The organism is Endozoicomonas sp. ALE010, assembly GCF_049310165.1.
Lineage (GTDB): Bacteria > Pseudomonadota > Gammaproteobacteria > Pseudomonadales > Endozoicomonadaceae > Endozoicomonas.
Map to the genome: position 1 here is coordinate 115,533 of NZ_JBLYNV010000006.1, position 24,560 is coordinate 140,092.

Genomic DNA, 24,560 nt, shown 5'->3' on the forward strand with positions numbered 1-24,560 from the left:
TTTAATAAAATAAGTTTCCTGTATCAATCAGTATGCAATATCCGCTACTTTTATATCTTCACTAAGCTGACTTTTTGATGACGAGGCTTTGCTTTTCCGGCTCTCTTCCAGAATCCAGCTTCTGAATACTTTCGCCTTGGGATGCAAGTACTGACGGGCAGGAGAAGTAAGATAGAATCCCTCAGAAGCCCTGACTCTTTGCCGCAATGGTGCCACCAGCTCACCACTGGTCAACATTCCTGCGACAAGGGATGTCCGGCCCAGCGCAAAACCCTGACCATACTTCGCCATTTCCAGTGCTGTAATCAGGGTATCAAACTGCAGGCCTGGAGAGTTTTCGCGGAATTCACAATCCAGCTGATTGAACCAGTACCCCCAGCCTTCTTCATAGCCAATAACATGCAACAGGGTATGTTCTGATAGCTGTTCGGGACAATCGGGCAGTGGCAGACCATTGGCCAGCTCTGGACTGCAAACGGGGAAGAGCTCGTCCTCAGTGAGACAATCAGCCTTCAGATCTGGCCAGTCACCCCGGCCATAACGTATTTCAAGGTCTGCTTCCCTGTCCTTGTCCTCTGCCCAGATATTACTGGTAAAACGTATGCCGATCTCAGGAAACTCTTCCCTGAAACGGCCCATTCTGGGAGTCAGCCAGGTCGTGAAGAATACCAGATTCACCCTGACAGTTAACAATCTGTCCCTGCCCTGACCAAACAGCTCTTCCGTCGCCACAACCAGCGAGCTGACTGCTTCATGAACAGCAGGAAGATAAGCCATGCCGGCTTCCGTCATTTCCAGCCCACGGGGAAGCCTCTTGAACAGGGCTACTCCAAGCTGAGACTCAAGACCTTTAACCTGTTGGCTGACCGCAGCCTGGGTAAGATTCAATTCATTGGCTGCATGGGTAAAGCTGAGCAGGCGGGCAGATGCCTCAAAGGAGCGCAGCCAGTTCAGAGGAGGTAGTCGCTTTTTCATTATAATAATCACTACATGGCTAGACCATGCAGTATTAACCCCAGACAACCGAAAGACTGTTCATTTTTTGTAACAAAACGACAATCAAACTGTTTCCGGGGCTATTACCTGGGCTCCGCTTACTTCATGGTGGGCATGGAAAACTGGACATTTTCCCGGACGCCCGCAGAGGGCCAGCGCTGAGTAATGGTCTTGCGACGTGTATAAAAACGAACCGCATCCGGACCATAAGCATGGAGATCACCAAACAGTGAGCGCTTCCAGCCACCAAAGCTATGATAAGCCACTGGCACTGGCAAAGGCACATTGATGCCAACCATTCCTACCCGGATGTGTGCGGAGAAATAGCGAGCGGCTTCCCCATCCCGGGTAAAGATGCAGGTACCATTACCGTATTCATGACGATCAATCAGGTCCATGGCTTCCTGCATACTGTTGACTCGGACAACCTGCAGAACGGGGCCAAAGATTTCGTTCTGATAGCTGGTCATTTCTGGCGTTACTCTGTCAATAAGGGTACCACCGACAAAGTAACCTTCCTGATAACCGGCGACCTCGGGCTGGCGACCATCAACCACGATCTCGGCTCCCTGCTCTTCGGCACTGTCAATAAAACCGACCACTTTTTCCTGGTGCTGTCGGGTAATGACCGGTCCAAAATCATTGGAGCTGTCGCTGTAAGCACCCACTTTCAGGGACTGCATGGCTTCTTTCAGCTTGCCTACCAACTGGTCGGCCGCTGCATCACCCACGGCAACGGCTACAGACAATGCCATACAACGCTCGCCGGAGGAACCAAAAGCTGCGCCCAGCAGCTGATTAACAGCATTATCCATCTCGGCATCAGGCATTACGATCGCGTGGTTCTTAGCACCACCCAATGCCTGGCATCTTTTGCCATTGGCTGTCGCTGTCGTGTAGATATACTCAGCGATGGGGGTAGATCCAACAAAGCTGATAGCCTCGACTCTTTTATCATGGAGTAGAGCATCCACAGCTTCCTTGTCACCATTGACAACATTCATGACACCTGCTGGCAGACCGGCTTCGTGCAGCAGTTGAGCCACGAACAGTGTTGAACTTGGCACCCGCTCGGAAGGCTTCAGAACAAAGGTATTGCCACAGACAATGGCCATCGGGTACATCCAGAGTGGCACCATGACCGGGAAGTTAAAGGGAGTGATCCCGGCAACAACCCCCACAGACTGGAACTCGCTCCAGGAATCAATGCCTGGTCCGGCATTACTGCTGTGTTCTCCCTTTAACAGCTCTGGCGCACCGCAGGCATATTCAACGTTTTCAATACCACGCTGCAGCTCCCCCATGGCATCGTGGGAAATCTTGCCATGCTCCTGGCCAATCAATTCGCAGATACGCTCAGCATTCTGCTCAAGCAGCTCCTTGAATCGGAACATGATACGGGCACGCTTGATGGAAGGCGTGTTTCTCCACGCAGGGAAAGCTGCTTCTGCAGCAGCAACAGCTTCCTCTACTGTAGCTTTGGAAGCCAAAGCAACCTGCTTTTCAGCCTGACCGGTTGCCGGGTTATAAACCGCCTGATGACGTATATCATCATTGACTGCTCTACCATTGATCAGATGGCCAATTGTGTTCATGATTCACTCTATGGTTTTGTTAGAAATGTTTTTCTTAACTCTCTGACTGACTTGTGTTGAATTAGTCCCAGAGCTGCTGGTAAATGGCTTTAATTTCTTCTGCGTCAGGCACCCTGGGATTATTAGCAGGTGACCCGGATGCCAGAGCCTGCAATGCCATGGTGTCCAGCACTTCAAAAAATGCAACTTTATCAATGCCAAATTCCTGTGGACCCGGAACTGAAAGCTCATCATTCAGAGCTTTCAGTTCGGTCAGCAGCTTATGGTTTGCCACTTCATCACTGTCTCTCTGTTCGGCAACACCCATAGCCCGCGCACAGTCGGCATAACGATCAGGCGCAGCGGGAATTGAATACTCAGTAACAGCCGGCAACAGCATGGCATTAGACAAGCCATGGGGAACATGGAAAAAAGCTCCAATAGGTCTGCTCATACCATGGACCAGAGCTACCGAGGCATTGGAAAAGGCGACACCCGCGAGGGTTGAGCCCAGCATCATGGCTTCACGGGCTTTTTCATCCTTGCCATTGTGATAGGCGGTACGCAGATTCGGTGCAATCAGGCGCATGGCTTCCAGAGCCTGACTGTCACTGTACAAGCTGGCTTTTTTACTGACATATGCCTCCATAGCATGGGTCAGTGCATCAATACCTGTGTCTGCTGTCGTACGGGGAGGCACACTCAATGTCAGGTTATAGTCCACCAGAGCTGCTGACGGCATATAAGCAGCCCCGACACAGAGCATTTTTTCGTCACAGGATTCATCTGTGATAATGGTGACTCGAGTGGCCTCAGAACCCGTACCGGCCGTAGTGGGTATAGCAATCACCGGCAGTCCGGGCTGATCCATGATCCTTGGGAACTTATAATCCCGCATTTCACCACCAAGGCATGAGAGAACAGCTATTGCCTTTGCACTGTCGATAGGGCTGCCTCCACCGAGAGCAACAACACAGTCGTAGCTTCCCTGCCTGGCCATTTCAACACCCGCCTGAATGGAGCCGACGGTGGGTTCCGGAACGGTATCTGCAAAAACACTGGAATCAATGTCGTTTTTTGTCAGACAGTCCTGCAGTGCCTGGACATAACCTAGCTGAACCATCATGGCATCAGTAATAATGAGAGGCTTCGCACAGCTCAGACTAGTCAGAACATCAGGAAGAGCCAGGCTGGCCCCCGCCCCCACCTGCATGATGCGGGGCAAAATCACTCGCGTAGACATAACAAACCTCGTCTAATCTACTGAAATGGCTGTGTACCTCTTGCGCACAGCCAATATCTATCAGGAACGTCCATTTCTTGCCATGGACACCTTGTAAGCCTCTTCACCTGGTAAAGCCTCCTCGCGCAGGGCCTTGATAAGACCATAAGTGGCAAGAAACAGAATGATCGAGAATGGCAGGGCCGCGACAATAGAAGCTGTTTGCAGAGCCTTAAGACCACCGGCATACAGCAAAACGGCTGCCGAGGCACCAATCACCAGTCCCCAAAACACTCTGTACCGGGCAGGCGGATTATCACTCCCCATGGACACCAGGGTACAGATCACCAGGGTCGCCGAGTCCCCGGAGGTAACAAAATAAGTCACCAGCAAAATGGTGCAGATGCCCGCCATCAGCGCGGACATCAACTCACTCTCAATCAGCAGCTGCACAGTGGTAAACAGAGCAGTAGTGATATCCTTGTTCACAGCCTCTGTAACACCGCCGTCACCGTAAAGTTCCAGATAGAAGGCACTGTTACCAAATATAGTGATCCAGAAAGCTGCCAGTGTCGTAGGTGCAACGAGAACACCAAGGACAAATTCACGAATGGTCCGGCCCTTGGAGATACGGGCAATGAACATGCTGACAAAAGGAGCCCAGGCAATCCACCAGCCCCAATAGAAGATAGTCCACCATCCCTGCCATTGAGCGCCTGGCTCTGGATCAACCCATAACCCCAGGGAAACGGCATTCAACAGATAGTCACCGGTATTGGTAAAGAATGCACCCAGCAGATAGGCAGTAGGCCCAAAGATGACGAACAGACCCAGAATGACTATGGTCAGATGCATATTGAAAACACTAAGGATACGAATGCCTTTGTTCAAACCGGTCAGTACCGAAAGCGTTGCCACAACCGAAATAACTGCGATCAGGATCACTTGATTGGTGGTCGACACTTCTATGCCCAATAGATAGCCCAGCCCGGCATTCATCTGTTGTGCACCCAGTCCCAGCGAAGTAGCTATGCCGAATACGGTTCCGAATACTGCCAGCAAGTCAGCTGCATGGCCGATAGGCCCATAAATCCTGTCACCGAAGATGGGGTAGAGGCTTGAGCGGATAGTGATGGGAAGCCCTTTGCGATAGGCAAAATAGGCCAGAATCAGACCAGTAACAGAAAACAACCCCCAACCATGCAAACCCCAGTGAAAAATCGAGATTCTCATGGCAACCTGGGCCGCTTCTGCCGTCATGGCCTCGTCATCACTGATGAACGGATTGCTTTGAAAGTGGTAAATCGGTTCGGCAATACTCCAGAACAGGATTCCAATTCCGATGCCAGCACCAAACAACATGGAAAACCAGGCGAAATTACTGAACTCCGGTCTGTCATCATCACTGCCCAGACGAATATCACCGTAGCGGCTGAACACCAGCCAGACAGAAAAAAACAGGAAAAACGACATTATCCCTATGTAATACCAGCCCAGATCCGTAGCAATAAAGTTTTTTGCCGCCGTATAAACGCTATCGGCGTATTCAGGATCGGCAACGGTAAAAACAATAAATGCCAGAACCAGTAAAGCGGAACCAACGACCATCGCTGGGTTGGCTCCCGCAAGCAAGCCAGCATACGGCGACGTATTATTTTTATTATTATTCATTTTTAACCCTTCTTTTTGAGGTATTGATCCTCAGGGACATCATCAAATGCGATTTGCACATCAGAGCACGCCATCATTATCAGTGGCTGGAAAAAAAATGAGAAACAATAAAATAGACACCTGAGACCAAATTATTTTTATAACAAACCCTTTTCCAGCAATAAAAAAAATCAGGTCTCAGGGGTATTTTTTTTTGCTGGTCGATCGGGCAATCCATTCATAACATTTTCCTTGCATAAACGCGTGCAATGAACGCACCGTATTTTAATAAAGCTCTGCCTCTTTATTAGCAGGATTACCAGATGCACAATAAGAATAAATTGCCATTGAATGGTGTCAGGGTTGTTGATTTTGGCCAGCAGATTGCCGGTCCGGCTGTTGCCATGGCGCTGGCCGATCTGGGAGCAACCGTTGTCCATATTGATCCACCCGAAGGTCCTCAATGGGACCATCCCGCCAATGCCGTTCTAAATAGAAACAAACTCTGCCTGAAGCTTGATCTTAAAACTGAGTCTGGCTTGCTCCAGGCACTGTCATTGATTGAAAAAGCCGATATCGTCATCGAGAGCTTCAGACCCGACGTAATGAAACGTCTGGGCATCGATTTTCAGCAATTGAGAGAATCACGCCCCGACCTTATCTCATTGTCGATTCCCGGCTTTGCCAGTAATGACCAGTTGAGAAGGGAGTGGAAAGCCACTGAAGCGGTTGTTGCTGCTACTGCTGGTGCCTTCACGGACATGGGATTCAACCGAATTTTGATGGGTTTGAACCCAAGTTTTTCCCCTCTGCCTCTGGCCTCTTCCTACGCCACATCCCTGGCAGCCAGCTCAGTGGTTCTGGCGCTCACCGCACGTGAGAAAACCGGTAGAGGTGATCACATTGAAGTCCCTATTGTTGCCGCAATGATGGAGGGCCTCTCCTATAATTCTTACGTTGTCGAAGGATTGCCAGAGCGCTACAAAACCATGCGTGAGCATGAGATCGAGCATCGCAAGAGCAACAACATTCCCATGGCTCTCAGCTATGATGCGCTTCAGGAGTACCTGGACCCCTTCTACCGAACCTATGAATGCGCCGATGGCCGTATGTTCTACTGCGTATGCCCATCCCACCGTAATCATGCCCGCCGCTGCCTGGAGGCTCTGGGTATTTATGACGAGCTGCTGGCTGAGGGACTGCCAGACGTTAAAGATCTGCACCAGCCCATTAAGGAGTGGGATGGTGAAACGTCCATAGGCGTCTATCCATTACCGAAGAAATGGGCTGACATCATTGCAGCCAAAATGAAGAAAGTATTCCTGACCAAAACCTCACAAGAATGGGGAGAGATTTTCGGTGAAGGACAGATTCCAGGCGCTCCTCACAGAACAACCCGGGAGTGGGTGAATGATGAGCACACCAACCAGTCTGGCCTGATCGTTGAGGTTAATGACCCCGTTTATGGTCTGATGAAACAACCTGGCCCCATTGCCTGGCTGGAAGAGTTTGCCGGACAAATGATTACTCCCGCTCCGCGCAAGAATGTCAGCTATGAAGAGGCCCTCTTTGCGCTGAATACAGTCACGGACGAAGATGACCAGAACCGGTTTGCCGCTCGCCGCCAGCAGAAAGCCCCCGCGCACTGGCTGGACGGACTGCGAATTCTTGATCTGACCAATGTTATTGCCGGCCCACACTCTACCGCCTTTATGGCACGCTTTGGTGCCGAAGTGATTAAGCTGGATCCGGTCACCCCTCTTTATGATCCTCTGATTGGTACCCTGTTTACCTTCCAGACCGGCGTTGGTAAACGCAGCGCGCTGGTCAACATCCTGTCTGAAGAAGGACGAGAGGTATTCAACAGATTGGTCAAGTCAGTGGATATAGTGGTTATCAATGCGCCTGAACGCCAGATGAAGCCTCTGGGTCTGGACCACGAATCACTGCAAGCCATTAACCCGGGCGTTCTCTTCTGCCGCCTGGATTGCCTGGGCGGTCCTTTGCCCGGTCCAAAAACCAATTACATTGGTTATGACGACATCATTCAGGCCAACAGTGGCATCATGAGTCGCTTTGGTGGCTCACAGACACCGGAAGAACACGCCCACCTCGGCACACTGGACGTCAACTGCGGTTTCTCCGGCGGACTGGCTATGGCGGTTGCTCTCTACCACCGCCAGAAAACAGGTCAGCCTACCCGGGCAAGAACGTCATTGTCTGCGGTAACCAATCTGGCACAGATTCCCTTTGCCTTTGACTACCAGGGAAGAGTTCCGTTTAATGAGCCTTCAGGTCGACAGGCTCTGGGTTATAACGCGCTGTCTCACTTCTATGAAACACAGGAGGGATGGATTTATCTGGACAGCAATGACTCCGAGCTGGGCAGACTGGGTCAGGTAGAAGGTCTCGGAGGTATAGTGACTGCTGACAATCTCTCAGACTACCTGACAGAAGCCTTTAAAAGGGCTCCAGCCGTTTACTGGAAGTCCGCGTTGGATAAGGTAAATGTAGCTTCGGCCATTCCACAGGCTATTGAACATCTCAGAGAGCAATACAGCCGTGTTGCCGATGGTAAAGCAGGTACCGGCCTGGGCAGCTTTGCCTTCTCGATCTATCCTGAGCATCCCAGCGGCCACCAGATCACACAGATCGACCATTATTCCATTCGACCCACAGAGTCAACTATCGTAGCCGCCACGCCTACTGAAAGGTTTGGTCATTCAACCAGGGAAGTGTTAGCTGAAATGGGTTATGACAGTGAGTCTATTCAATCAATGATTGAGCGTGGAATTGCAGGTACTGGCTGGGGCAAGGAGTTCCTTCCCAGCTGATAATCAGGTGGCAGCCATAACCTGCCACCTTCTTCCATAAGGGTACTACATTTGGTGATAGCGCTTCGGCAAGTAAAGGTTCTGTATAATGCGAGTTCCCTGAGGATTACTTGATGATCTGAAGTGAGCATGGCAACCATCTCGAATTTCGCCGTTGGGGATGAGGCATTCTTCGGGGAACTACTGGCTGCCGGTGAATCTATTGTCGGAAAGTCTCGCGAAAACAGCAGTCGGGCGTTATTATTGCCAGTTTGACCGATATCCATGCAATCTATTTTTCATGGCTGATGGTCATCGACTGTTTCTCCCCAGATGAGCAATACTCCTCATGCCCCAGACAGACGTTCCTTACCATAAGGCCCGCAAACGTTTCGGCCAGAACTTTCTTCACGATCATGGCGTTATCGGTGAGATCGTTGCGTCGATCAACCCGAAACATGGCGAGCATCTGGTTGAGATTGGTCCCGGCCAGGGAGCCCTGACCGCCGACGTGCTTGAGCGTGCCGGTGGACTGGACGTGGTAGAGCTGGACAGGGACCTGATTCCTACTCTGCTCCTGCGCTTTGGCCTGAACCCGAACTTTCATATTCACGAAGCCGATGCTCTGAAGTTCGATTTTGCCAGCCTGACAACCGATGACCGGCCACTGCGCATCATCGGTAACCTGCCCTATAACATTTCAACCCCGTTAATCTTTCACCTGTTAAGCTTTGCAAGCATGATTCAGGATATGCACTTCATGCTGCAAAAAGAAGTGGTTCAGCGCCTGGCTGCCGCACCGGGGGAAAAACACTATGGCCGCCTGGGTATCATGGCGCAGTATTACTGCAAGGTCGATTACCTGTTTACGGTAGGGCCCGGAGCATTCAAGCCTGCGCCCAAAGTCGACTCAGCCATCGTGCGAATGACTCCGTATCATGAGCTACCTCATCCCTGTAAAGACATTCTGAAACTGGAACAGGTTGTTCGGGATGCTTTCAGCCAGCGGCGTAAAACCATCCGTAATACACTCAAGCAGCATCTCAAGGCAGAAGAGCTTGAAACACTGGCCATGGATCCTGCCGCCCGGCCAGAAGTACTGAGCCTTGCCGATTTTGTTCGAATAGCCGACTACTTGACTGATAGACAACATTAACAGCCCGGGAACAGCCAATGACCACCTACGCAGTCGGGGACATCCAGGGTTGTTATGACCCTCTGCGACAACTGTTGGATAAACTCAAGTTTGACCCTGACCACGATGTCCTCTGGGTTGCTGGTGATATGGTCAATCGCGGCCCAGAATCTCTGGCAACACTGCGCTACCTGAAAAGTCTTGGCAATAGCTGTATCGCCGTTCTCGGGAATCACGATCTGCACCTTCTGGCCGTGGCCTGTGGCATTCGCAAGCAGAAAAGCAAAGACACCCTGACTGAAGTGCTGGAAGCCCCTGATGCTGATGAGTTGCTCCAGTGGCTACGCTTTCGCCCAATGCTGCACCATGACGACCAGAGAAAGATCACCATGGTGCATGCCGGTATTCCTCCTGTCTGGACTATTGACCAGGCTATCGAACAAGCCCGGGAACTGGAGCAGGCTCTACGCTCTGAAGACCATGTCAAATGGCTTAAAAAGATCTTCAAAAACACCAAACCTCAGCCATGGGATGATGAGCTTAAGCTGAAGAAAAGGCTACGGCTTACCGCAGCCTACTTTACCCAGATGCGTTTCTGCAATGACCATGGCGTGCTGGACCTGGAAAGCAAAGGGTCTGTCCCGAAAAACGGTTATGCGCCCTGGTTCAGCTTTTCCGGGAGCCCCTGCTTTCGAGAGCAGATCATTTTTGGTCACTGGGCAGCGCTGGAAGGGGTCAGTGGTCATGATAATATCCACGCCCTGGACACTGGCTGCGTCTGGGGTAAAAGCCTGACTGCGATCAATGTGGACGGTTTCCAGCGAACCGAAGTTTTCAATTAAAAACACACGACAGATCAGGCTCTGTTGACCAAGGGTAACAGGTCCGTTGGCTCCTGCAGCCTACTTCCACAAGGTGGACCGGGGATCTAATCAAACCGGCTCACCGCAGCCTGAAGGCGGCTATAAAAGCCAGACTGCACATCCCGCTGAACGTGCAGTGAAACCTCAGCAGGCCCTAATGACCCACTGTATTTGACCGAAACAAACAGTAATCAGCTCTCAATTTCAGAGGATTATCTGTTTTTATGAACGCCCTGATATAAACTGGGCGAAAGTAAACTTATAATCTGCTCATCAAGAAGAACAGCTATGGATCGCGCATACAATGGCCGCAAAACCAACCAAAACAGCCACCTTTGTCTGGCAGGGCAAAGATAAAGCCGGCAAAAAGATCAAAGGGGAAATGCAAAGTGCCAGTGCTGCGCTGGTCAAGGCTGAGCTTAGAAAACAGGGCATCCTGGCGACCAAAGTCTCTAAAAAAAGCCTCTCCCTGAGCCTTGGCGGTGGGGGCAAAGTCAAGCCCATGGACATAGCCCTGTTCACCCGCCAGATGGCAACCATGATGAAGGCAGGGGTACCACTGCTTCAGGCCTTTGACATTACCTCTGGCGGTATCGAGAAAGAGGCCATGAGAAATCTGGTTGGCAAGATCAAGAATGAAGTAGCCTCTGGCAGTACTTTTGCCGACTCCCTCAGACAACACCCGGATTATTTTGACGACCTGTACTGCAATCTCGTTGCCTCTGGTGAACAGTCCGGAGCACTTGAGACATTGCTGGATCGAATCGCTACCTACAAAGAAAAAACCGAAGCCCTCAAGGCAAAAATCAAGAAAGCGATGAACTATCCAATTGCCGTAGTGCTTATTGCTATGATCGTTACCGTCATCCTTCTGGTGAAGGTAGTCCCTCAATTTGAAGAGGTTTTTCAGGGCTTCGGTGCTGAGCTACCCGCCTTTACCCAGGTTGTCATCAACATATCAGAGGTTGTCCAGGAATATTGGCATATCGTCCTCGGCGCTTTGGTCGCTGGCGGCTTCCTGATATCACGGACACTGAAGTCATCCAAGGCAGCCAGAGACGGTCTGGATCGCCTGATGCTGAAGCTGCCGATTATTGGTGAAATTCTGGATAAATCCGCCGTTGCCCGTTTTGGCCGAACCCTGTCAACCACCTTTGCCGCCGGGGTTCCCCTGGTCGATGCGCTCGACTCGGTCGCCGGTGCTGCTGGCAATGTCGTTTATGCCAATGCGGCAAGAAAAATTAAAGAAGATGTATCCACCGGTCAGCAGCTACAGTTTGCCATGAAAAGCACCGGAATATTCCCGCCTATGGCGATACAAATGGTCTCTATCGGTGAGGAGTCAGGCTCTCTGGATGAGATGCTTGATAAAGTCGCCACCTTCTATGAAGAAGAAGTGGATAATATGGTTGATGGCATGACCAGCCTTATGGAACCCATCATCATGTCGGTGCTGGGTGTACTGGTCGGTGGCTTGATTGTGGCAATGTATCTGCCAATCTTCCAGTTGGGGTCTGTTGTTTAACGAACCTCCTGTAGAAATGTATTAAAAGTGTCGACACAGGTGCAAAAATGTCGACACCAAATTTAAATTGTCGACAAACCTTAGATCTAAACTATATTTCTCACTGTCCAATCAAGCCTGTGGTTGACAGTGAGGTAGTGATGCAAAATAAGAGAAGTAAGGTTACAGAGAAAGACGTTGAGAGGTGGACAAACAAGTGGTTGAAACTTCAGAAGAGGGAGTCTGTAAACCTTGGCTTGAAGTAAGAGAAGTACCCTCCAAAGGAAGGTCCAGAAAGGTCAAAGGCATTAAAATGGCTCACACTCACCACTTTTTATCTGATCTTGAGTACCATACCTACCTCCTGCTGGAATTTGAACCTGCTGTAATTAGAATCTACGATCAGTTCCCTTTATTGCCTCGAGAGGATTCAATCATAATTGCCAATGAAATGGGCATAATAAATCCTGTCTACCGTGATTCGCTCCTTACAGCTTTTGGCTGATATTAGAGATTTTTGGTCAAATCTACTCAAGATACCTGATTTTCAAAACCTTCACCTGAATGGACGAACACATAATTTCGTTCGCGATGTTTGAGAGGGACATCGAAAAGAACGTAAGCGCCAATAAAACCATCGTCATAGCCAGCCCAAACTTTACGACTTATCCTTTAGATGCTTTCACTGCCCAAGGCAGAAGCTGCTCCAGTTTCTCAACCGTGTCGGCATAAGGCAGTTCTTTCAAAATGTGACTCAGGTATTCGAACGGTTCCAGTCCATTGGCCTTCGCCTTTCAATCAGGCTGTAGTAGGTTGCACTCGCTTTGGCACCTTTCGGGGTATCAGCAAAGAGCCAGTTACGCCTACCCACAGTGAAGGGGCGGATAGCGTTCTCAGCTGCCGCGTTGCTAATGTTGAGGTGTCCGTCTTCACAGTAAACCACCAGTTTTGACCACTGGTTCAGGGCATAGCTCATGGCCTTATGGGTAAGACTATCCGGTATCAGCCGGGTGACGTTTTTCTGTAGCCACTGAACCCTTCAAACAGGCGCAGGGGAACCTCCTTGCTTCGGGAAGGATCATATTCAAACAACACGGCGGTTTGTCCCGGTGGCCCACCCAGTGTGACCCACATGTATTTGTCCGATGTTATTGCCTTGCTGGGTTCTTTAAGCACCTGTATCCGGGTTTCGTCAGCATTAATCACTCGTCCTGTTCGCTGATGGTCGTACATCAGGTTGATCAGTCCCTGAAGTTGCCGGGACAGACGCATCAACCAGTTAGCCATAGTCGTGCGGGTGACCGAACCACCGTAGCGGGCGAGGATTTTTTCCTGCCGGTACAGAGGCAGGGCATCACAGAACTTGGCAACAATGATGTAGGCCAGCATGCAGGTTGTCACTGCTGACTTGGGAATAGGATGCCTGGGCAACTCAGCGGCTTTGATGATTCGTCTTTCTGGTTGATTGTCGTCTTGCGACTCCAAAAATACCGCCTTCTCCTGAAGGATCTCTTTTACTCTCACCTTGGCAGGGATGATATCCAGCTCTTCCCGGACTTTGCTGAAGAAGGTGTCGATAGCCCCTTCTTTCTCTTCAGGACTCAGTTCTATTTTTTCCTGGAAGCGAGGCAGGGAAGGCGACAGTGGTCTACGGCCTTGAGACTTTTTATGTTTCTTTTCTGTCTCCGAAGCCTCATTCTGGACCTCTTCACCACAATCAACCAACTCTGCTTCATCAAAGATTTCCCCCTGCAGGCTGCTCTTTTCAGAGCTACGACCATAAAGGCGGGCTCGCTCAAGTCGTAAATACTCTTCCAACAGGGCGATACGCTTTTTTTGCTCAGCGATGACACAGGATTTTTTCTCAATGACATCCGCCTGCTGATCAATGACCTTTATCAAGGCTTCAAGATCAGTAGTATTTTCCCAGAATAAGCATTTGATTTTATTTCGCTGCCGGTTTGTGAAAACATACAGCTCGCTGCTGAAAGGGTTATGGCCAAGCTCCTGCTCAATCAGAACGGCCAGCCCCTTGGAAGATTTCCGGAAATCGACCGGGTCTCAATGCAGGTAGACTCTGGGAAGGGTCACTGGAGGACGCATAACCGGCAGACTCATTGGAGCAGCCCTATGAGTTGTTGTGCTAACTTCAGATTGGTCTGGTCAAAGCCTGTGACCGTTAACCCACTGGGCAGTGTGACGCTGAGCGATGAAAGAGCGGTGCCTGCGACTTCAGCCTGGGAGACAGGAATGACTTGTACAAAGGCAGAAGGCTTATCCTCTTTATGTGTTGTGGTGGTAACGGGCAAAGAAGCTTCATCCAGTTTTTTTCTCCAGTACCAAAACTGGTTTGGTCTGAGGTTGTGCTGCTTACACCAGGTGCTCTGGCTTAATCCGGAATCACGCAAGGATTGAACGCGTTGTTGCCACTTCTCTCTGAGGGAGTGTGTAGACATGCTTGCCTCCTTGTAGACTGGAGGCTTATGATTTCGTAGTGGAGATTAAAGTGGTAGGGCGTGGGTTTTGAATGCACTTACGCCATATCAGTTGTGATGTCATCACGACTGTTTGGTGTCGGCAAAGGGTGATATCCTCCTCAAAAGTCCAGAATTGTTAATGGCTACACCTGACTTAAGTTTGTAATTCCCAAGCCGAGACAACATGCCGAGTAGTACCAACATCAAGTCACAACCCAAGGGTTTCATTGAATCCTTCCTGGAAAGGCTCTTTCTGAACGAGAAGGTCACCGCCCTGGTCATCTTTTTGGCTGTCATAATGGCGTTTACTAATGATGCCCTAAGCCATCATAGTATTTATACTTTCAACTGGGTTTTAACTCTCTACTTCCTAATTGAAGCATTCGTGAAAATTAACGCTTATTCATGGCGTGGTTACATCCATTCGAGAAAAAACCGGTTTGACTTCTCAATCCTCACAGGAAGTTTATTCCTACTGCTTTTTCCGGCTTTGCAAACGTCTGGCGTGGCCTTTCTTCGGTTATTCCGGATTCTTGCTCTACTACGAATACTGCGTCTGCTGCCAAATACAGAGCATATCCTTCGCGGGTTAGCAAGAGCCATAGTTGCGTCCAAAGCTATCCTGATCCTACTGGCTATCATGCTGGTTTTTTTCTCAATGCTTGGATATGCACTATTTTCAAACTATCTGCCTGAGTTCTTTGGCAACCCCCTAACCGCGATGAATACAATCTTCCAAATATTCACCATTGAGAACTGGGGCGCTGCGCCAGAAGCAGCCAAATCATTGGGGAGCGATAGTCTTTATTATGCGATTAACATGTTTGTCATCAGCGTTCTGATTCTAGGTGGATTTGTTGCTCTCTCTCTTGCCAATGCTGTTTTTGTAGATGAAATGGTCAGCGACAATAATAACGACATCAAAAAAGAGTTAATGGAACTTAGAGCTGAAAACAGGGAAATAAAGAGACTTCTGCATCAAATTGTAAGTAATAACAATAAAAAATCTCGGTGAGTCGCAAGCCTAATACATGTTTTTGTCAGCTGACTTTCATTACTTGCCATAGTTATTATTAATCCTGCTCAGTGCTAAATCCGGGCAGGATGCGCTTGTTGTGCATTATTGTCCATGGGACTAACTGCTAACAACTTACAGACTATCAAGTTCTCGACTTAGGTCACCCCTGCCTGGAACGCTGCGGTGTTTGTCAACATAGTTGTTGCCTTAACTCACGCAGCCTGACTTAGCTGCCCGACAGCAGATCGGTCAGTATTCAGCCAGACTTCATCAGTCAGGTTCCAGTTCCGGGTTGCTCTTTTGCCCCATCTCTCAGGATGACGCAGCTTAGCCAACTGATATACCTTTTTCCGGTTATCCATCAGCTCTTTGGTTTCCCCTCGATGCCTTTGAGCCTGCGTAAGGAATTTGATTCCGCTGTGCCTGTGCTCTTCGTTATACCACTGGGCAAAGCCATGCACTCAGTTGCGAGCCGCCTCAAGCTCAGCAAACGATTTGCATGGATAACCTGGCCTATACTTCAGAGTTCTGAAAATGGCTTCAGCAAACGGATTGTCATCACTAACCCTTGGACTCCTGAATGAGCTGACCACGCCCAGCCTCTGCAGTGTGGACAACGTAGTGCCACCTTTCATAGCGCTGCCATTGTCTGAATGTAAGACCAATGTCCTCTCCAAAGCTGCTATTCCGTGGCGAATACAGGCTTTGGTAATCATCTGCGAGGCATGTTCAGCAGACTCATTCTCATGGATTTCCCAAGCCACTATCATACGGCTGTATATGTCTATCACCAGATAGAGATAGTAAAACTGGCCACGCACAGGAGAGCGCAAGAAAGGTAATGTCCCACGACCAGACCTGATTTGGCCCGGTAGCACAATACGACGTTGGCTTTCTGTGACTGGGCTTGGCTGCGCGCCCACGGTGGTGTTGTTGACCGTAACTGTTCGCTGAAACCTTATTGACCCTTGATTACCAAGGGCTACAAGCACCTGTACTTAAGTTCAATATGGCTGCAGCCCCTGGTAATCGCGAACATTGGATGGGATCACCAAACAGTTACTGTTGACCTTTCTCGTGCAATACCCGGTAAAACGTCCTTTCAGATCCGATATATTGGTTCTCATCGGCTAATACCGGGACGATCTGACTGGGGTGCCAGGCTTTTAAAGCGATCACTATTACAGGTATCAATAATCGCCTGTCGCTCCTCCACCGACAGTTTGTTAGCGGGAGCAGGCCGGTTGGCATTTTTGCAGTTATCTGCCTGAACAGCATCCTCCCGGGTCCAACGTTGTACGGTTCTTTCTGAAAGGCCAAGAGCCTCGCAAGCTTTCGACTGGCGTGCACCAGCTTTCACGGCCTGTGTGATCAGGTTGAATGCAATTTGGCGATCCGGGAGAGGGGTTAATCGTCCTCTGGTTCCCCCCAGATCTCTCGGGCCTTTTTTGTGAGTACCAGCAAGGCAGCAGTTTCTGCTAATGCCTTGTTCTTGCGCTTGAGTTCGGGTTCGAGTTTCCTCATGGTTTGCTTGTCTTTTTTCTGCTCAACCGTCAAGGCCTTACGTTGTTCTGATGGTCTGACAGATTTGGGCGACACACCGCTAATAAAGGCTCGTTTCCACTGTTCAATTTGTTCAGCAAAAAGGCCTTTTCTTACAACAATATTCAGCCATTTCTGCTTCATTTAAGGCCGCTGTTTCAATGATTACGGCTAATTGGTTTTCAGGTGTCCACTGATCTGGATTTTTTCCATCGCCTGGCACAGGTATTCCTTGAGATAAAGCTTTCTTTCACCAAGTGTAAAGAGTCACATCAGAGATACCAGTATCACGTACCAACTGAGAAACAGGCACATTATTTGGTGGCATCATCTTCTGAATGATGGACTCTTTGAGCTCTTCTGAATAGCGGGCCATTGATCACTCATTGGCCGCCCCCTGTTTAGGTTTCTAAATTCAGGAGAGGCGACAACTATGCTGACACAGGGGGGCTGGTGTATTACCATGCATTACATTTTTATTGGCATACATTGCCGCACAAAAAGTACACGATATGGAACAGATATTTTTTCAACTCCCCGCTGCCACCCTGTCTTTTTGCTTTCTTAATTTGTGCATTTGTATCTATCTCATTGTACAAAGCAGAGGCCTAAGGGCTCAGCAACTACTACAAAAAGATGAGATTAGTTCACATATATCCTCGTCTATAAGCAGTCTGGCTCTACAAACCACTGAAGCAAATGCATCTCTTAAGAATGCTATTTCTTGTAGTGGGAATGTTGTGGTCGATACCCTCACCCAATTGAATCATGACGCTGACAACCGATTACAGACCATACGGCAATTAATAGAGTCGAAGGGCGAGAAGGTAGAGCGGCAAGTTCAAGCCTTTGAAGAAGCAGTTACATCTCTTGTTTTCAAAGCCCATGAAGATCAGACCCAATTACATAAAAAGCTTGTGAATAGCCTTACTGGTGACATAAGGAACCAATTCACTTCAGTGCATGACGTCATATCCAAGACTGAAGCAAATATTCTGGACTTGGTAAACAAAGCAAATCACTCACAATTGCAGCAATTAGGTATTGTGCAGAAAGCACTTGGTAATGCCCTTGATGTGACCAGTACCAAGATTGGCGAATATCACGCCCAGCTTATTGGTAAGTTTAGGCTTTTGAATGATGCTCAGACTACCAATACTGCGTCCCTGCAGGCAACTTTTAACAAACACTATATCTCACTTGCCCAAACCGTAAACCAGGCTCAAAAACAGCTTACTGAAAAACTGGAGGCTCTGGATGAGAAACAGGCGTGTAATACTGACTCCCTCCAGAGTACCCTTACCGAGCATCGTAATTGTCTCGACAGTATTGTGACTCTGGTACAGGAGAGGATTACAGATCAGCTTGGTAAGCTGGCTGAAAAACAATCCCTTGATGCTGACTCCCTGAAAACAGCTCTGGCCGAATACCATGAATCCATTGATAACACCGTTAACCAGTCACAAACGCAACTGGCCGAACAGCTGGGTCACCTTGCCGATGAAAATCGTAGCCATACGGAATCTTTACAAGAATTCCTTTCCGAACAACAGGCTGCCCTTCATAATGAAGTAAAAGATGTAAGAGTTCGAATTTCAGCGCAACTGGATCAACAGGGCAAAGCTCAAATCAACAAGGCAGAGAGCTTGCATAGCGCTCTGACTGAACACCACACTTCCCTTGATAACGCTGTAAGTCATGCACATACACAACTTGCTGCACATTTAAACAGCTTGGGTAAAGATCAAGCCAGCAGCACTGAATACTTCCAGGATGTATTCGTTGAGAATCAGATTACCCTCAACAATACCGTAACTCAGGCTCATGCCAAAATTACAGATCACTTGGATCATCTGGGTGAGCAGCAGACTGGAGCTACATCATCCCTTCAGACAGTCCTGACTCAATCTCAGAAAACCCTAGAGAACACTGTCAAACTTGCACAAACGCAAATTGAAGAACATCTGGATTCCATGTCCAGTCATCAGGCGGAGAACAATAGCATCTTGTTTGGACAGATTGGCGGGCTGATCCAGAACCTGAAGATAGATAATGCCGTCGAATTAACCAACTCCCTTGCCAACGGGAAAGAATTGACAATTGAAAACGATGATTTTGTTAAGCATCTTGGTGAGTGTAAGGTGTCCAAAATTGAGGACAAGTCTTCCGGTCAGACTACAGAAATCATCTACGAGGACAATAAAAAGGTAGCTTCCCAAACCTTTGCTGACGGAGCCCTGAAGTACAGGATGACATTTGATGACCGTGGCAGAATGGTTAAGGGCGAAGAGTTTGATGATCACGAAAATCTGATTTTCGAGTACCAATACAACAGTGCGGGTGAAGTCGTCAACCGCGTTGAGTTTTGATTTTTACCAAGATACAGAGTCTGTAATAGACAGTTAACAAGGATTTTCGGATGTTTTTGAATATTTTATCCAAAGAAGAGCGCAAGCATTTCCTCAACCTGGCTTTCCACCTCATGCAACTGGATGGGGAGAGCAAACAGGAAGAGCTGTCTATCTATGACGCTTTTGTCCATGAATGTGAACTCACTGGATATCAACCCCTGACCAGTGAAAAGCATATTACCCAATCCATTACCAGGCTTGCAGCTAAAGAGCCTTCTGCAAGAAGGGCTGTCCTTATTGAGCTTTTCGGGATTATGTTCGCCGACCACGAAGCTTGTGACGCCGAGCGTGATTTTATGAACCGGGTAGTTGAAAACTTTGATATGGAAAGCTTTGAAGTTAGTAAAATAGAGCGCTGGGTGTTGGCAATGAACGATATGGTCTCTGAAGGCTATAGAATGGTAGGGGCGTAAGCATGTTTGGGAGAATGTGGAGTAGCATCAAGAGTGCTGCATCAACGGTTGTTAATACTGTAAAAAGTGCTTGCACCAAGGTAAAAGAAACTGCTTCCAAAGTGTGGAATGCGGTTACTGGTAAAGACAAATTCGAAGAAGCTGAACGGCTGCACCAGCAGACAGTTCAACGCTTTGAGGATAAACAACGTCAATACGAAGATGCGGTCGCCCTAAAAAGCCAGGAAATTGAGCGGCAAATCATGGCGATCAATGGTTACAAAAAAGCCATATATAATGAGCAATTCCCACGTTTTATGCGCCTTGGAAATCGTTTGCATAATGTCAGGGTTGCTGGCACTGCTTTTGAAGAGTACTTCGATAACCAGATTCTGGAAATTTCCACACAAACCGGGGTTCGGACAAAGCAGGATCTGTTCAAAATCGACTTCAATAACCTTTCTTTCAAAGAAGTGGCCCTCTCTGTACTGACTTTGGGTTTTTTCTCCCGTAAGAAGGCTAAAGAATCCCTCCAGCAGGTTAAGGATGAAGCGAAACGTATTGACGAAGAAATTGCCAAAATGGATGCCCATTTGGTAAAAATTGACCAAATAATCAGCTCAATCAATAATGTTGCAGAATATTTCGATGGCTTGATTATCAGTTACGCCAGACTGTTGGACCGCTTCGAATACGGTATCAATACGCAGCGCATTGCCCAGCTGAGTGCCTCTCCGGAACTGTTCAGTAGCAAGTTAGATTTTCGCCTGCTACCTGTTACTCACATTGAAGAGTTTCAAGCGCTCTTTAACCTCTCCATTGTTTTGAAGCAGATGTCCAGAATGGGATATCTCTCTCAGACTGGTGAGGTTATTGAACAGGAAACAAGGTCCGCTCAAAAGCTCTACCAAATGACCCAGACCCTCAAGGCTGCTTAAGGAAGGCACGAACTGATTATGTCGAATTATCAACAACCGCAGTTCGATGTTTCAGCCATGACTCGTGCGCTTGCAGAGGCATCCCCTCTGCAGGCAAGCCGGGTGCTGATAGACATGGAACTCTTTGAACAGCGGGACTCATTGACTGTTCTCAATGATATCTATGAAGAGTTTGAGTCAGGCCAGAACATGGTGAATGAACTGGTTCAACCAATTGCTTTTAATCTACTGGATGGAATTATCAGCCACAGGTCTCTCAAACTGGACAGAACAGGACTTTCCGCAAGCCGACTCTGGGAAGAGATACAAACATTCGATTATGACCATCACAGCCGTTCTGTTGCAGAAACTCCGGTCAGTCAGAAGCAGCAGCTAGAGGCTATGCGCACACCAAGAGATTATGATGAAAAAGTACGCAAAACCATGACCAAGCGTACAAACCTGGAGGCGAACAAGGATCGGCACTTCAAGGGAAACAAACAAGCATACAGTTCAATTGAGTTCAACGAAGACGGTAGCCGTATAACTGTTTATCGCAAACAGGCTGTGGCGGAAAATAAAGGCCACAAGAGGAAAGCCGCAGACACCGATCATGTGGTACCAGTAAAACAGATCAACGATAGATATGCTAAAAATGCATTTCTGACAAATCTGGATCTGCAAGCCATTACCGATGGTGACTATAACCTGATTGAGATATCCAATAGTTTTAACCGTGCTAAAGGTGCCAAAAGTTTTGCGGAAATGCGTGCGACCAAGGATGCACTGCAGAAAAAAGCAGACAGTGGCGAACGCTTAAGTCCCAGCGAAAAAAAGCAGCTGAAAAATCTATCTCGCCATAGCAACAAAACCTATGATGCTGCCAAGGAGAAAGAAAAACAAGCAGTGTCAGAAATGCTGACAAATGCACAGCAAAAAGCCATAGAAAATGCAAAGAACGCAAAACTCAATATTTCTTTCAAAGCAGGCAAACAAGTGGGAGAGCAGACAGCTTATCAAGCCATTGGCCACGCAATACTACTCTTCATTAAACCATTACTGTTTGAGATGAATGATGCTATCCGTAACGGGTTTGGTAAAGGCGTAAACAAATCGGATGCTATAGAAGGTTTAAAGTTCCGATTCACTCGCATTATGGCCTATGTAAGACGGGAAATCCTTCCGACATTAGCGCAGTCCTTGAAAGACTTCATAAAGAATTTTTTCAAAGTGTTAGTTCAGGGTGTTCTGGACTTAGTGACAGGGATGTTTCGTAGTGTCATGCGCATTATCTCAGAGGGTTTTTCGGCCTTGGTTGGGGCCTTTAAAATTCTTACCCGTCCCACATCAGAGATGAGTCGAGCCCAGAAAGCTGATGCAATCGTCAAGCTCTTTGCCGCAACAGCGGCCACTTTCGCCGTATTTACTCTGGAAAACACCTTGTTGAAAGGTCCGCTTTCCGCTATGCCTGGGTTTGTCAAGGACATTACTATGACAACCCTGAGTGGAATAGCCTCAACAATAGTTGTTTATCTTCTGAACAAGGCTGACCTTTTTTCAATAAAAGCCGAGTTACGTTCCAAAAGAGTGGAAGAGATATTCAGCCATCGTATTGAACAAATAAAACTCAATACAGATGCCTTTAACGCTGAGAGTATCCAAAAGCTGGCAGAAGACCGATTACGCTTAAAAGCCATTAATGAGCGGATCAATGCGGCTATCAAAGATGATGCCGATGTGAACCCATCTGTTTATGCCTTGGCCGACCACTTCAGGATCAAGCTGGATATACGGGATACCAATGAATTCCTGAACCTACTAAAGAGCTCGGACACATTAGTGATCTGAACAATTGGTGGCGGTACTTTTGCAGACTGGCCGACTCTACAAAGTACCGCTTGCTTGGTTGTCTCTTTATACCAGTTCAGCTCTATGATTACTCCACATCATACTGAAAAAAGAAGCCGGATTGGCATGAGAGGAAATGCTCTGTGAAATTGTTGCCTATGCGGCAGTGCCATAACTAAAAGAGGAGGATTGGGTATTCCGGAAACATTCGGCCACCCATTCCGGTAACATCCGGCCACCCATTCCGGTAACATCCGGCCACCCTTTTCCAGCCAGCGACGCAGTCTTTTTCAATAACCGTTACCCTCGTTCTTGAGACCCTTTCAAGGATGACGGGATTGCATCATGAAGAGACTGTCCATGCGTAAAATTCGTGAAGTTTTCAGGTTCAAATTTGAGCAGTAAACGCCAATTTAACCAGCGTAATAGCCAACCCCGCCGGATCGGCTTATTCTTGAGATGCCTTCACTGCCCAGGGTAGAAGCTGCTCCAGTTTCTCAACCGTTTCGGCATAAGGCAGTTCTTTTAAAATGTGGTTCAGGTATTCAAAAGGCTCCAGCCCATTGGCTTTTGCACTTTCGATCAGGCTGTAAAAGATGGCACTGGCCCTTGCACCGTTTGGTCTATCGGCAAAGAGCCAGTTTTTGCGGCCAATAGTAAAGGGGCGGATTGCATTTTCCGCCGCTGCATTGCTTATATTAAGGTCGCCATCTTCACAGTACACGACCAGTTTCGGCCACTGGTTCAGCGCATAACTCATGGCTTTATGAGTCAGGCTGTCAGGTACCAGCCTGGTAATGTTTTTCTGCAACCACTGGTGAAGATCATCCAGCAGAGGCTTGCTCTCCTGTTGACGGCGAGCCAGTTTTTCCGCTGCAGGTGCCCCCCTGACACCTTCTTCGATGGCGTACAGCTTGCGGATTTTGGCCAGCGTGGGTATTCCGGAAGCATTCGGCCACTGATTCCGGAAACATTCGGCCACCCATTCCGGAAACATCCGGCCACTGATTCCGGAAACATCCGGCCACCCTTATCCAGCCAGCGACGCAGTCTTTTTCAATAACCGTTACCCTCGTTCTTGAGACCCTTTCAAGGATGACGGGATTGCATCATGAAGAGACTGCCCATGCGCAAAATTCGTGAAGTTTTCAGGCTCAAATTTGAGCACAACCTCAGTGAGCGAAAGATCGCCCAAAGCTGCAATATCTCCCGCTCAACCGTTAAAGATTATCTGGCCCGGCTTTCGGTTTCTGACCTGGCCACTGCCTGACTCCATTGATGAGCATACGCTGGAGCAGCAATTGTTCCCCGTCAAACCATCATCAGGCAGGAACAAGCAGGCTCAGCCTGACTGGAGTCAAATTCATCAAGAACTGCGGCATCCCGGTATGACCCTGATGCGACTTTGGCAGGAGTACAAAGCCTGTCATCCGGATGGTTATCAGTACAGCTGGTTCAGTGACCAATATCGGTCATGGAAGAACCAGGTGGATGTGGTCATGCGGCAAAACCATATAGCCGGAGATAAACTCTTTATTGACTATGCAGGTCAAACGATGCCTGTCGTTGACCAGTACACTGGTGAAGTACGACAAACACAGATTTTTGTCGCTACACTGGGAGCTTCCAACTACACCTATGCTGAAGCCACCTGGAGCCAATCGCTTCCGGACTGGGTCGGCTCTCATGTACGTGCCTTTGACTATTTTGGAGGCACTCCCTGCATACTGGTCCCTGATAATTTGAAATCAGGCGTAAAACAGCCCCATCGGTATGAACCGGTGATCAACCCCACCTATCAGGATCTGGCTGAGCATTATCAGGTAGCCGTTGTTCCCGCCCGGGTCAGGAAACCTCAGGATAAGGCCAAGGTTGAATCTGCCGTACAGGTGGTCGAACGCTGGATACTGGCCAGCCTGCGTAACCAGACATTCTTTACCCTGTCGGCACTGAACAAAGCGATTCGCAGCCTGCTGGATGAGCTGAATAACAAACCGTTCCAGAAAATACAAGGTAGTCGTCGTTCACTGTTTGAGGAGCTGGACAAACCGGCACTCAAGCCTTTACCTGCAGAGCGTTATCAATACGCTGAGTGGAAAGAGGCTCAGGTACACATTGACTACCATGTGTCAGTAGACGGCCATTACTACTCCGTGCCTTACCAACTGGCCAAAAAGCAACTCTCTGTTCGCTTCACC

General features: G+C 48.6%; 21 protein-coding genes and 3 pseudogenes. 11 read left to right on the plus strand and 13 right to left on the minus strand.

Annotated elements, in window-relative coordinates:
• Positions 1-27 precede the first annotated feature (27 nt).
• The 4 genes from gcvA to ACO6UY_RS04880 form a co-directional block, all read right to left on the minus strand.
• Positions 28-975: a transcriptional regulator GcvA gene (gene gcvA, locus ACO6UY_RS04865; protein WP_422489238.1), complete on the minus strand. Its 948-nt coding sequence runs from the start codon at positions 973-975 to the stop codon at positions 28-30.
• Positions 976-1,094: 119 nt separating this feature from the next.
• Positions 1,095-2,591, minus strand: a complete 1,497-nt coding sequence (locus ACO6UY_RS04870; protein WP_422462137.1) for a CoA-acylating methylmalonate-semialdehyde dehydrogenase — start codon at positions 2,589-2,591, stop codon at positions 1,095-1,097.
• Positions 2,592-2,652: 61 nt separating this feature from the next.
• Positions 2,653-3,813 carry an iron-containing alcohol dehydrogenase gene (locus ACO6UY_RS04875; protein ID WP_422446779.1) on the minus strand — a complete coding sequence of 387 codons (1,161 nt, stop codon included), beginning with the start codon at positions 3,811-3,813 and terminating at the stop codon, positions 2,653-2,655.
• Between the two features lie 60 nt (positions 3,814-3,873).
• Positions 3,874-5,463 carry a BCCT family transporter gene (locus ACO6UY_RS04880; RefSeq protein ID WP_422462138.1) on the minus strand — a complete coding sequence of 530 codons (1,590 nt, stop codon included), beginning with the start codon at positions 5,461-5,463 and terminating at the stop codon, positions 3,874-3,876.
• A 302-nt stretch (positions 5,464-5,765) separates the two neighbouring features.
• Between ACO6UY_RS04880 and ACO6UY_RS04885 the strand changes: the two genes are divergently transcribed.
• The 5 genes from ACO6UY_RS04885 (at position 5,766) to ACO6UY_RS04905 (ending at position 12,262) form a co-directional block, all read left to right on the plus strand.
• The gene (locus tag ACO6UY_RS04885; protein ID WP_422446783.1) at positions 5,766-8,276 is read left to right on the plus strand and encodes a CoA transferase; all 2,511 of its coding nucleotides are present in this window, start codon (positions 5,766-5,768) and stop codon (positions 8,274-8,276) included.
• 328 nt (positions 8,277-8,604) lie between these two features.
• The gene (gene rsmA, locus ACO6UY_RS04890; protein WP_422446785.1) at positions 8,605-9,411 is read left to right on the plus strand and encodes a 16S rRNA (adenine(1518)-N(6)/adenine(1519)-N(6))-dimethyltransferase RsmA; all 807 of its coding nucleotides are present in this window, start codon (positions 8,605-8,607) and stop codon (positions 9,409-9,411) included.
• A gap of 17 nt (positions 9,412-9,428) precedes the next feature.
• Positions 9,429-10,232 carry a symmetrical bis(5'-nucleosyl)-tetraphosphatase gene (locus tag ACO6UY_RS04895; protein ID WP_422446787.1) on the plus strand — a complete coding sequence of 268 codons (804 nt, stop codon included), beginning with the start codon at positions 9,429-9,431 and terminating at the stop codon, positions 10,230-10,232.
• 325 nt (positions 10,233-10,557) lie between these two features.
• Positions 10,558-11,778 carry a type II secretion system F family protein gene (locus tag ACO6UY_RS04900; RefSeq protein WP_269673042.1) on the plus strand — a complete coding sequence of 407 codons (1,221 nt, stop codon included), beginning with the start codon at positions 10,558-10,560 and terminating at the stop codon, positions 11,776-11,778.
• Positions 11,779-11,962: 184 nt separating this feature from the next.
• Positions 11,963-12,262, plus strand: coding sequence for a hypothetical protein (locus tag ACO6UY_RS04905; RefSeq protein WP_422446789.1), 300 nt, complete (start codon positions 11,963-11,965; stop codon positions 12,260-12,262).
• Between the two features lie 160 nt (positions 12,263-12,422).
• Here ACO6UY_RS04905 and ACO6UY_RS04910 read toward each other — a convergent pair.
• From ACO6UY_RS04910 to tnpA, 3 genes and pseudogenes are all read right to left on the minus strand, one after another.
• Positions 12,423-13,701, minus strand: a pseudogene (locus ACO6UY_RS04910) (IS66 family transposase).
• A gap of 33 nt (positions 13,702-13,734) precedes the next feature.
• Positions 13,735-13,785 (minus strand): annotated as a pseudogene (locus ACO6UY_RS04915) (hypothetical protein); the annotation flags it as partial.
• Positions 13,786-13,871: 86 nt separating this feature from the next.
• Positions 13,872-14,213, minus strand: coding sequence for an IS66 family insertion sequence element accessory protein TnpA (tnpA, locus tag ACO6UY_RS04920; protein WP_422446791.1), 342 nt, complete (start codon positions 14,211-14,213; stop codon positions 13,872-13,874).
• 205 nt (positions 14,214-14,418) lie between these two features.
• On the opposite strand from tnpA, the gene ACO6UY_RS04925 reads away from it, so the two are divergent.
• On the plus strand, positions 14,419-15,249 hold the full coding sequence (locus ACO6UY_RS04925) for an ion transporter (RefSeq protein ID WP_422489240.1): 831 nt from the start codon (positions 14,419-14,421) through the stop codon (positions 15,247-15,249).
• A gap of 215 nt (positions 15,250-15,464) precedes the next feature.
• On the opposite strand, the gene ACO6UY_RS04930 is transcribed toward ACO6UY_RS04925, so the two are convergent.
• The 5 genes from ACO6UY_RS04930 to ACO6UY_RS04950 form a co-directional block, all read right to left on the minus strand.
• Positions 15,465-15,713 carry a hypothetical protein gene (locus tag ACO6UY_RS04930; RefSeq protein ID WP_422489241.1) on the minus strand — a complete coding sequence of 83 codons (249 nt, stop codon included), beginning with the start codon at positions 15,711-15,713 and terminating at the stop codon, positions 15,465-15,467.
• A complete protein-coding gene (locus ACO6UY_RS04935; RefSeq protein WP_422489250.1) occupies positions 15,714-16,130 on the minus strand; it encodes a transposase in 417 nt (138 codons plus the stop codon).
• 245 nt (positions 16,131-16,375) lie between these two features.
• Positions 16,376-16,612, minus strand: coding sequence for a hypothetical protein (locus ACO6UY_RS04940; protein ID WP_422446797.1), 237 nt, complete (start codon positions 16,610-16,612; stop codon positions 16,376-16,378).
• Positions 16,613-16,659: 47 nt separating this feature from the next.
• The gene (locus ACO6UY_RS04945; RefSeq protein ID WP_422446799.1) at positions 16,660-16,938 is read right to left on the minus strand and encodes a hypothetical protein; all 279 of its coding nucleotides are present in this window, start codon (positions 16,936-16,938) and stop codon (positions 16,660-16,662) included.
• A gap of 106 nt (positions 16,939-17,044) precedes the next feature.
• On the minus strand, positions 17,045-17,170 hold the full coding sequence (locus ACO6UY_RS04950) for a transposase (RefSeq protein WP_422446801.1): 126 nt from the start codon (positions 17,168-17,170) through the stop codon (positions 17,045-17,047).
• Positions 17,171-17,273: 103 nt separating this feature from the next.
• Here ACO6UY_RS04950 and ACO6UY_RS04955 point away from each other — a divergent pair, with 103 nt between their 5' ends.
• From ACO6UY_RS04955 to ACO6UY_RS04970, 4 genes are read left to right on the plus strand one after another with little or no spacing between them, the layout of a single operon-like run.
• Positions 17,274-19,163 carry a hypothetical protein gene (locus tag ACO6UY_RS04955; protein ID WP_422489243.1) on the plus strand — a complete coding sequence of 630 codons (1,890 nt, stop codon included), beginning with the start codon at positions 17,274-17,276 and terminating at the stop codon, positions 19,161-19,163.
• A 50-nt stretch (positions 19,164-19,213) separates the two neighbouring features.
• Positions 19,214-19,618, plus strand: a complete 405-nt coding sequence (locus ACO6UY_RS04960) for a TerB family tellurite resistance protein (protein WP_422446805.1) — start codon at positions 19,214-19,216, stop codon at positions 19,616-19,618.
• 2 nt (positions 19,619-19,620) lie between these two features.
• Complete coding sequence (locus ACO6UY_RS04965) at positions 19,621-20,535, plus strand: hypothetical protein (protein WP_422462148.1); 915 nt, start codon at positions 19,621-19,623, stop codon at positions 20,533-20,535.
• Between the two features lie 18 nt (positions 20,536-20,553).
• Positions 20,554-22,362 (plus strand): hypothetical protein, encoded by a 1,809-nt coding sequence (locus ACO6UY_RS04970; protein WP_422446809.1) that lies wholly within the window; start codon positions 20,554-20,556, stop codon positions 22,360-22,362.
• A 448-nt stretch (positions 22,363-22,810) separates the two neighbouring features.
• Here ACO6UY_RS04970 and ACO6UY_RS04975 read toward each other — a convergent pair whose 3' ends face one another.
• On the minus strand, positions 22,811-23,359 hold the full coding sequence (locus ACO6UY_RS04975; RefSeq protein WP_422489245.1) for an IS66 family transposase: 549 nt from the start codon (positions 23,357-23,359) through the stop codon (positions 22,811-22,813).
• A gap of 114 nt (positions 23,360-23,473) precedes the next feature.
• Between ACO6UY_RS04975 and istA the strand changes: the two are divergent.
• Positions 23,474-24,560 (plus strand): annotated as a pseudogene (gene istA / locus ACO6UY_RS04980) (IS21 family transposase); the annotation flags it as partial.

What these genes read in the sequence shown, in the direction of transcription:
- gcvA (WP_422489238.1), bottom strand. Translation starts at nt 975, where the DNA reads ATGAAAAAGCGACTACCTCCTCTGAACTGGCTGCGCTCCTTTGAGGCA.
- ACO6UY_RS04870 (WP_422462137.1), bottom strand. Translation starts at nt 2,591, where the DNA reads ATGAACACAATTGGCCATCTGATCAATGGTAGAGCAGTCAATGATGAT.
- ACO6UY_RS04875 (WP_422446779.1), bottom strand. Translation starts at nt 3,813, where the DNA reads ATGTCTACGCGAGTGATTTTGCCCCGCATCATGCAGGTGGGGGCGGGG.
- ACO6UY_RS04880 (WP_422462138.1), bottom strand. Translation starts at nt 5,463, where the DNA reads ATGAATAATAATAAAAATAATACGTCGCCGTATGCTGGCTTGCTTGCG.
- ACO6UY_RS04885 (WP_422446783.1), top strand. Translation starts at nt 5,766, where the DNA reads ATGCACAATAAGAATAAATTGCCATTGAATGGTGTCAGGGTTGTTGAT.
- rsmA (WP_422446785.1), top strand. Translation starts at nt 8,605, where the DNA reads ATGCCCCAGACAGACGTTCCTTACCATAAGGCCCGCAAACGTTTCGGC.
- ACO6UY_RS04895 (WP_422446787.1), top strand. Translation starts at nt 9,429, where the DNA reads ATGACCACCTACGCAGTCGGGGACATCCAGGGTTGTTATGACCCTCTG.
- ACO6UY_RS04900 (WP_269673042.1), top strand. Translation starts at nt 10,558, where the DNA reads ATGGCCGCAAAACCAACCAAAACAGCCACCTTTGTCTGGCAGGGCAAA.
- tnpA (WP_422446791.1), bottom strand. Translation starts at nt 14,213, where the DNA reads ATGTCTACACACTCCCTCAGAGAGAAGTGGCAACAACGCGTTCAATCC.
- ACO6UY_RS04925 (WP_422489240.1), top strand. Translation starts at nt 14,419, where the DNA reads ATGCCGAGTAGTACCAACATCAAGTCACAACCCAAGGGTTTCATTGAA.
- ACO6UY_RS04945 (WP_422446799.1), bottom strand. Translation starts at nt 16,938, where the DNA reads ATGAAGCAGAAATGGCTGAATATTGTTGTAAGAAAAGGCCTTTTTGCT.
- ACO6UY_RS04950 (WP_422446801.1), bottom strand. Translation starts at nt 17,170, where the DNA reads ATGGCCCGCTATTCAGAAGAGCTCAAAGAGTCCATCATTCAGAAGATG.
- ACO6UY_RS04960 (WP_422446805.1), top strand. Translation starts at nt 19,214, where the DNA reads ATGTTTTTGAATATTTTATCCAAAGAAGAGCGCAAGCATTTCCTCAAC.
- ACO6UY_RS04965 (WP_422462148.1), top strand. Translation starts at nt 19,621, where the DNA reads ATGTTTGGGAGAATGTGGAGTAGCATCAAGAGTGCTGCATCAACGGTT.
- ACO6UY_RS04970 (WP_422446809.1), top strand. Translation starts at nt 20,554, where the DNA reads ATGTCGAATTATCAACAACCGCAGTTCGATGTTTCAGCCATGACTCGT.
- ACO6UY_RS04975 (WP_422489245.1), bottom strand. Translation starts at nt 23,359, where the DNA reads ATGTTTCCGGAATGGGTGGCCGAATGTTTCCGGAATCAGTGGCCGAAT.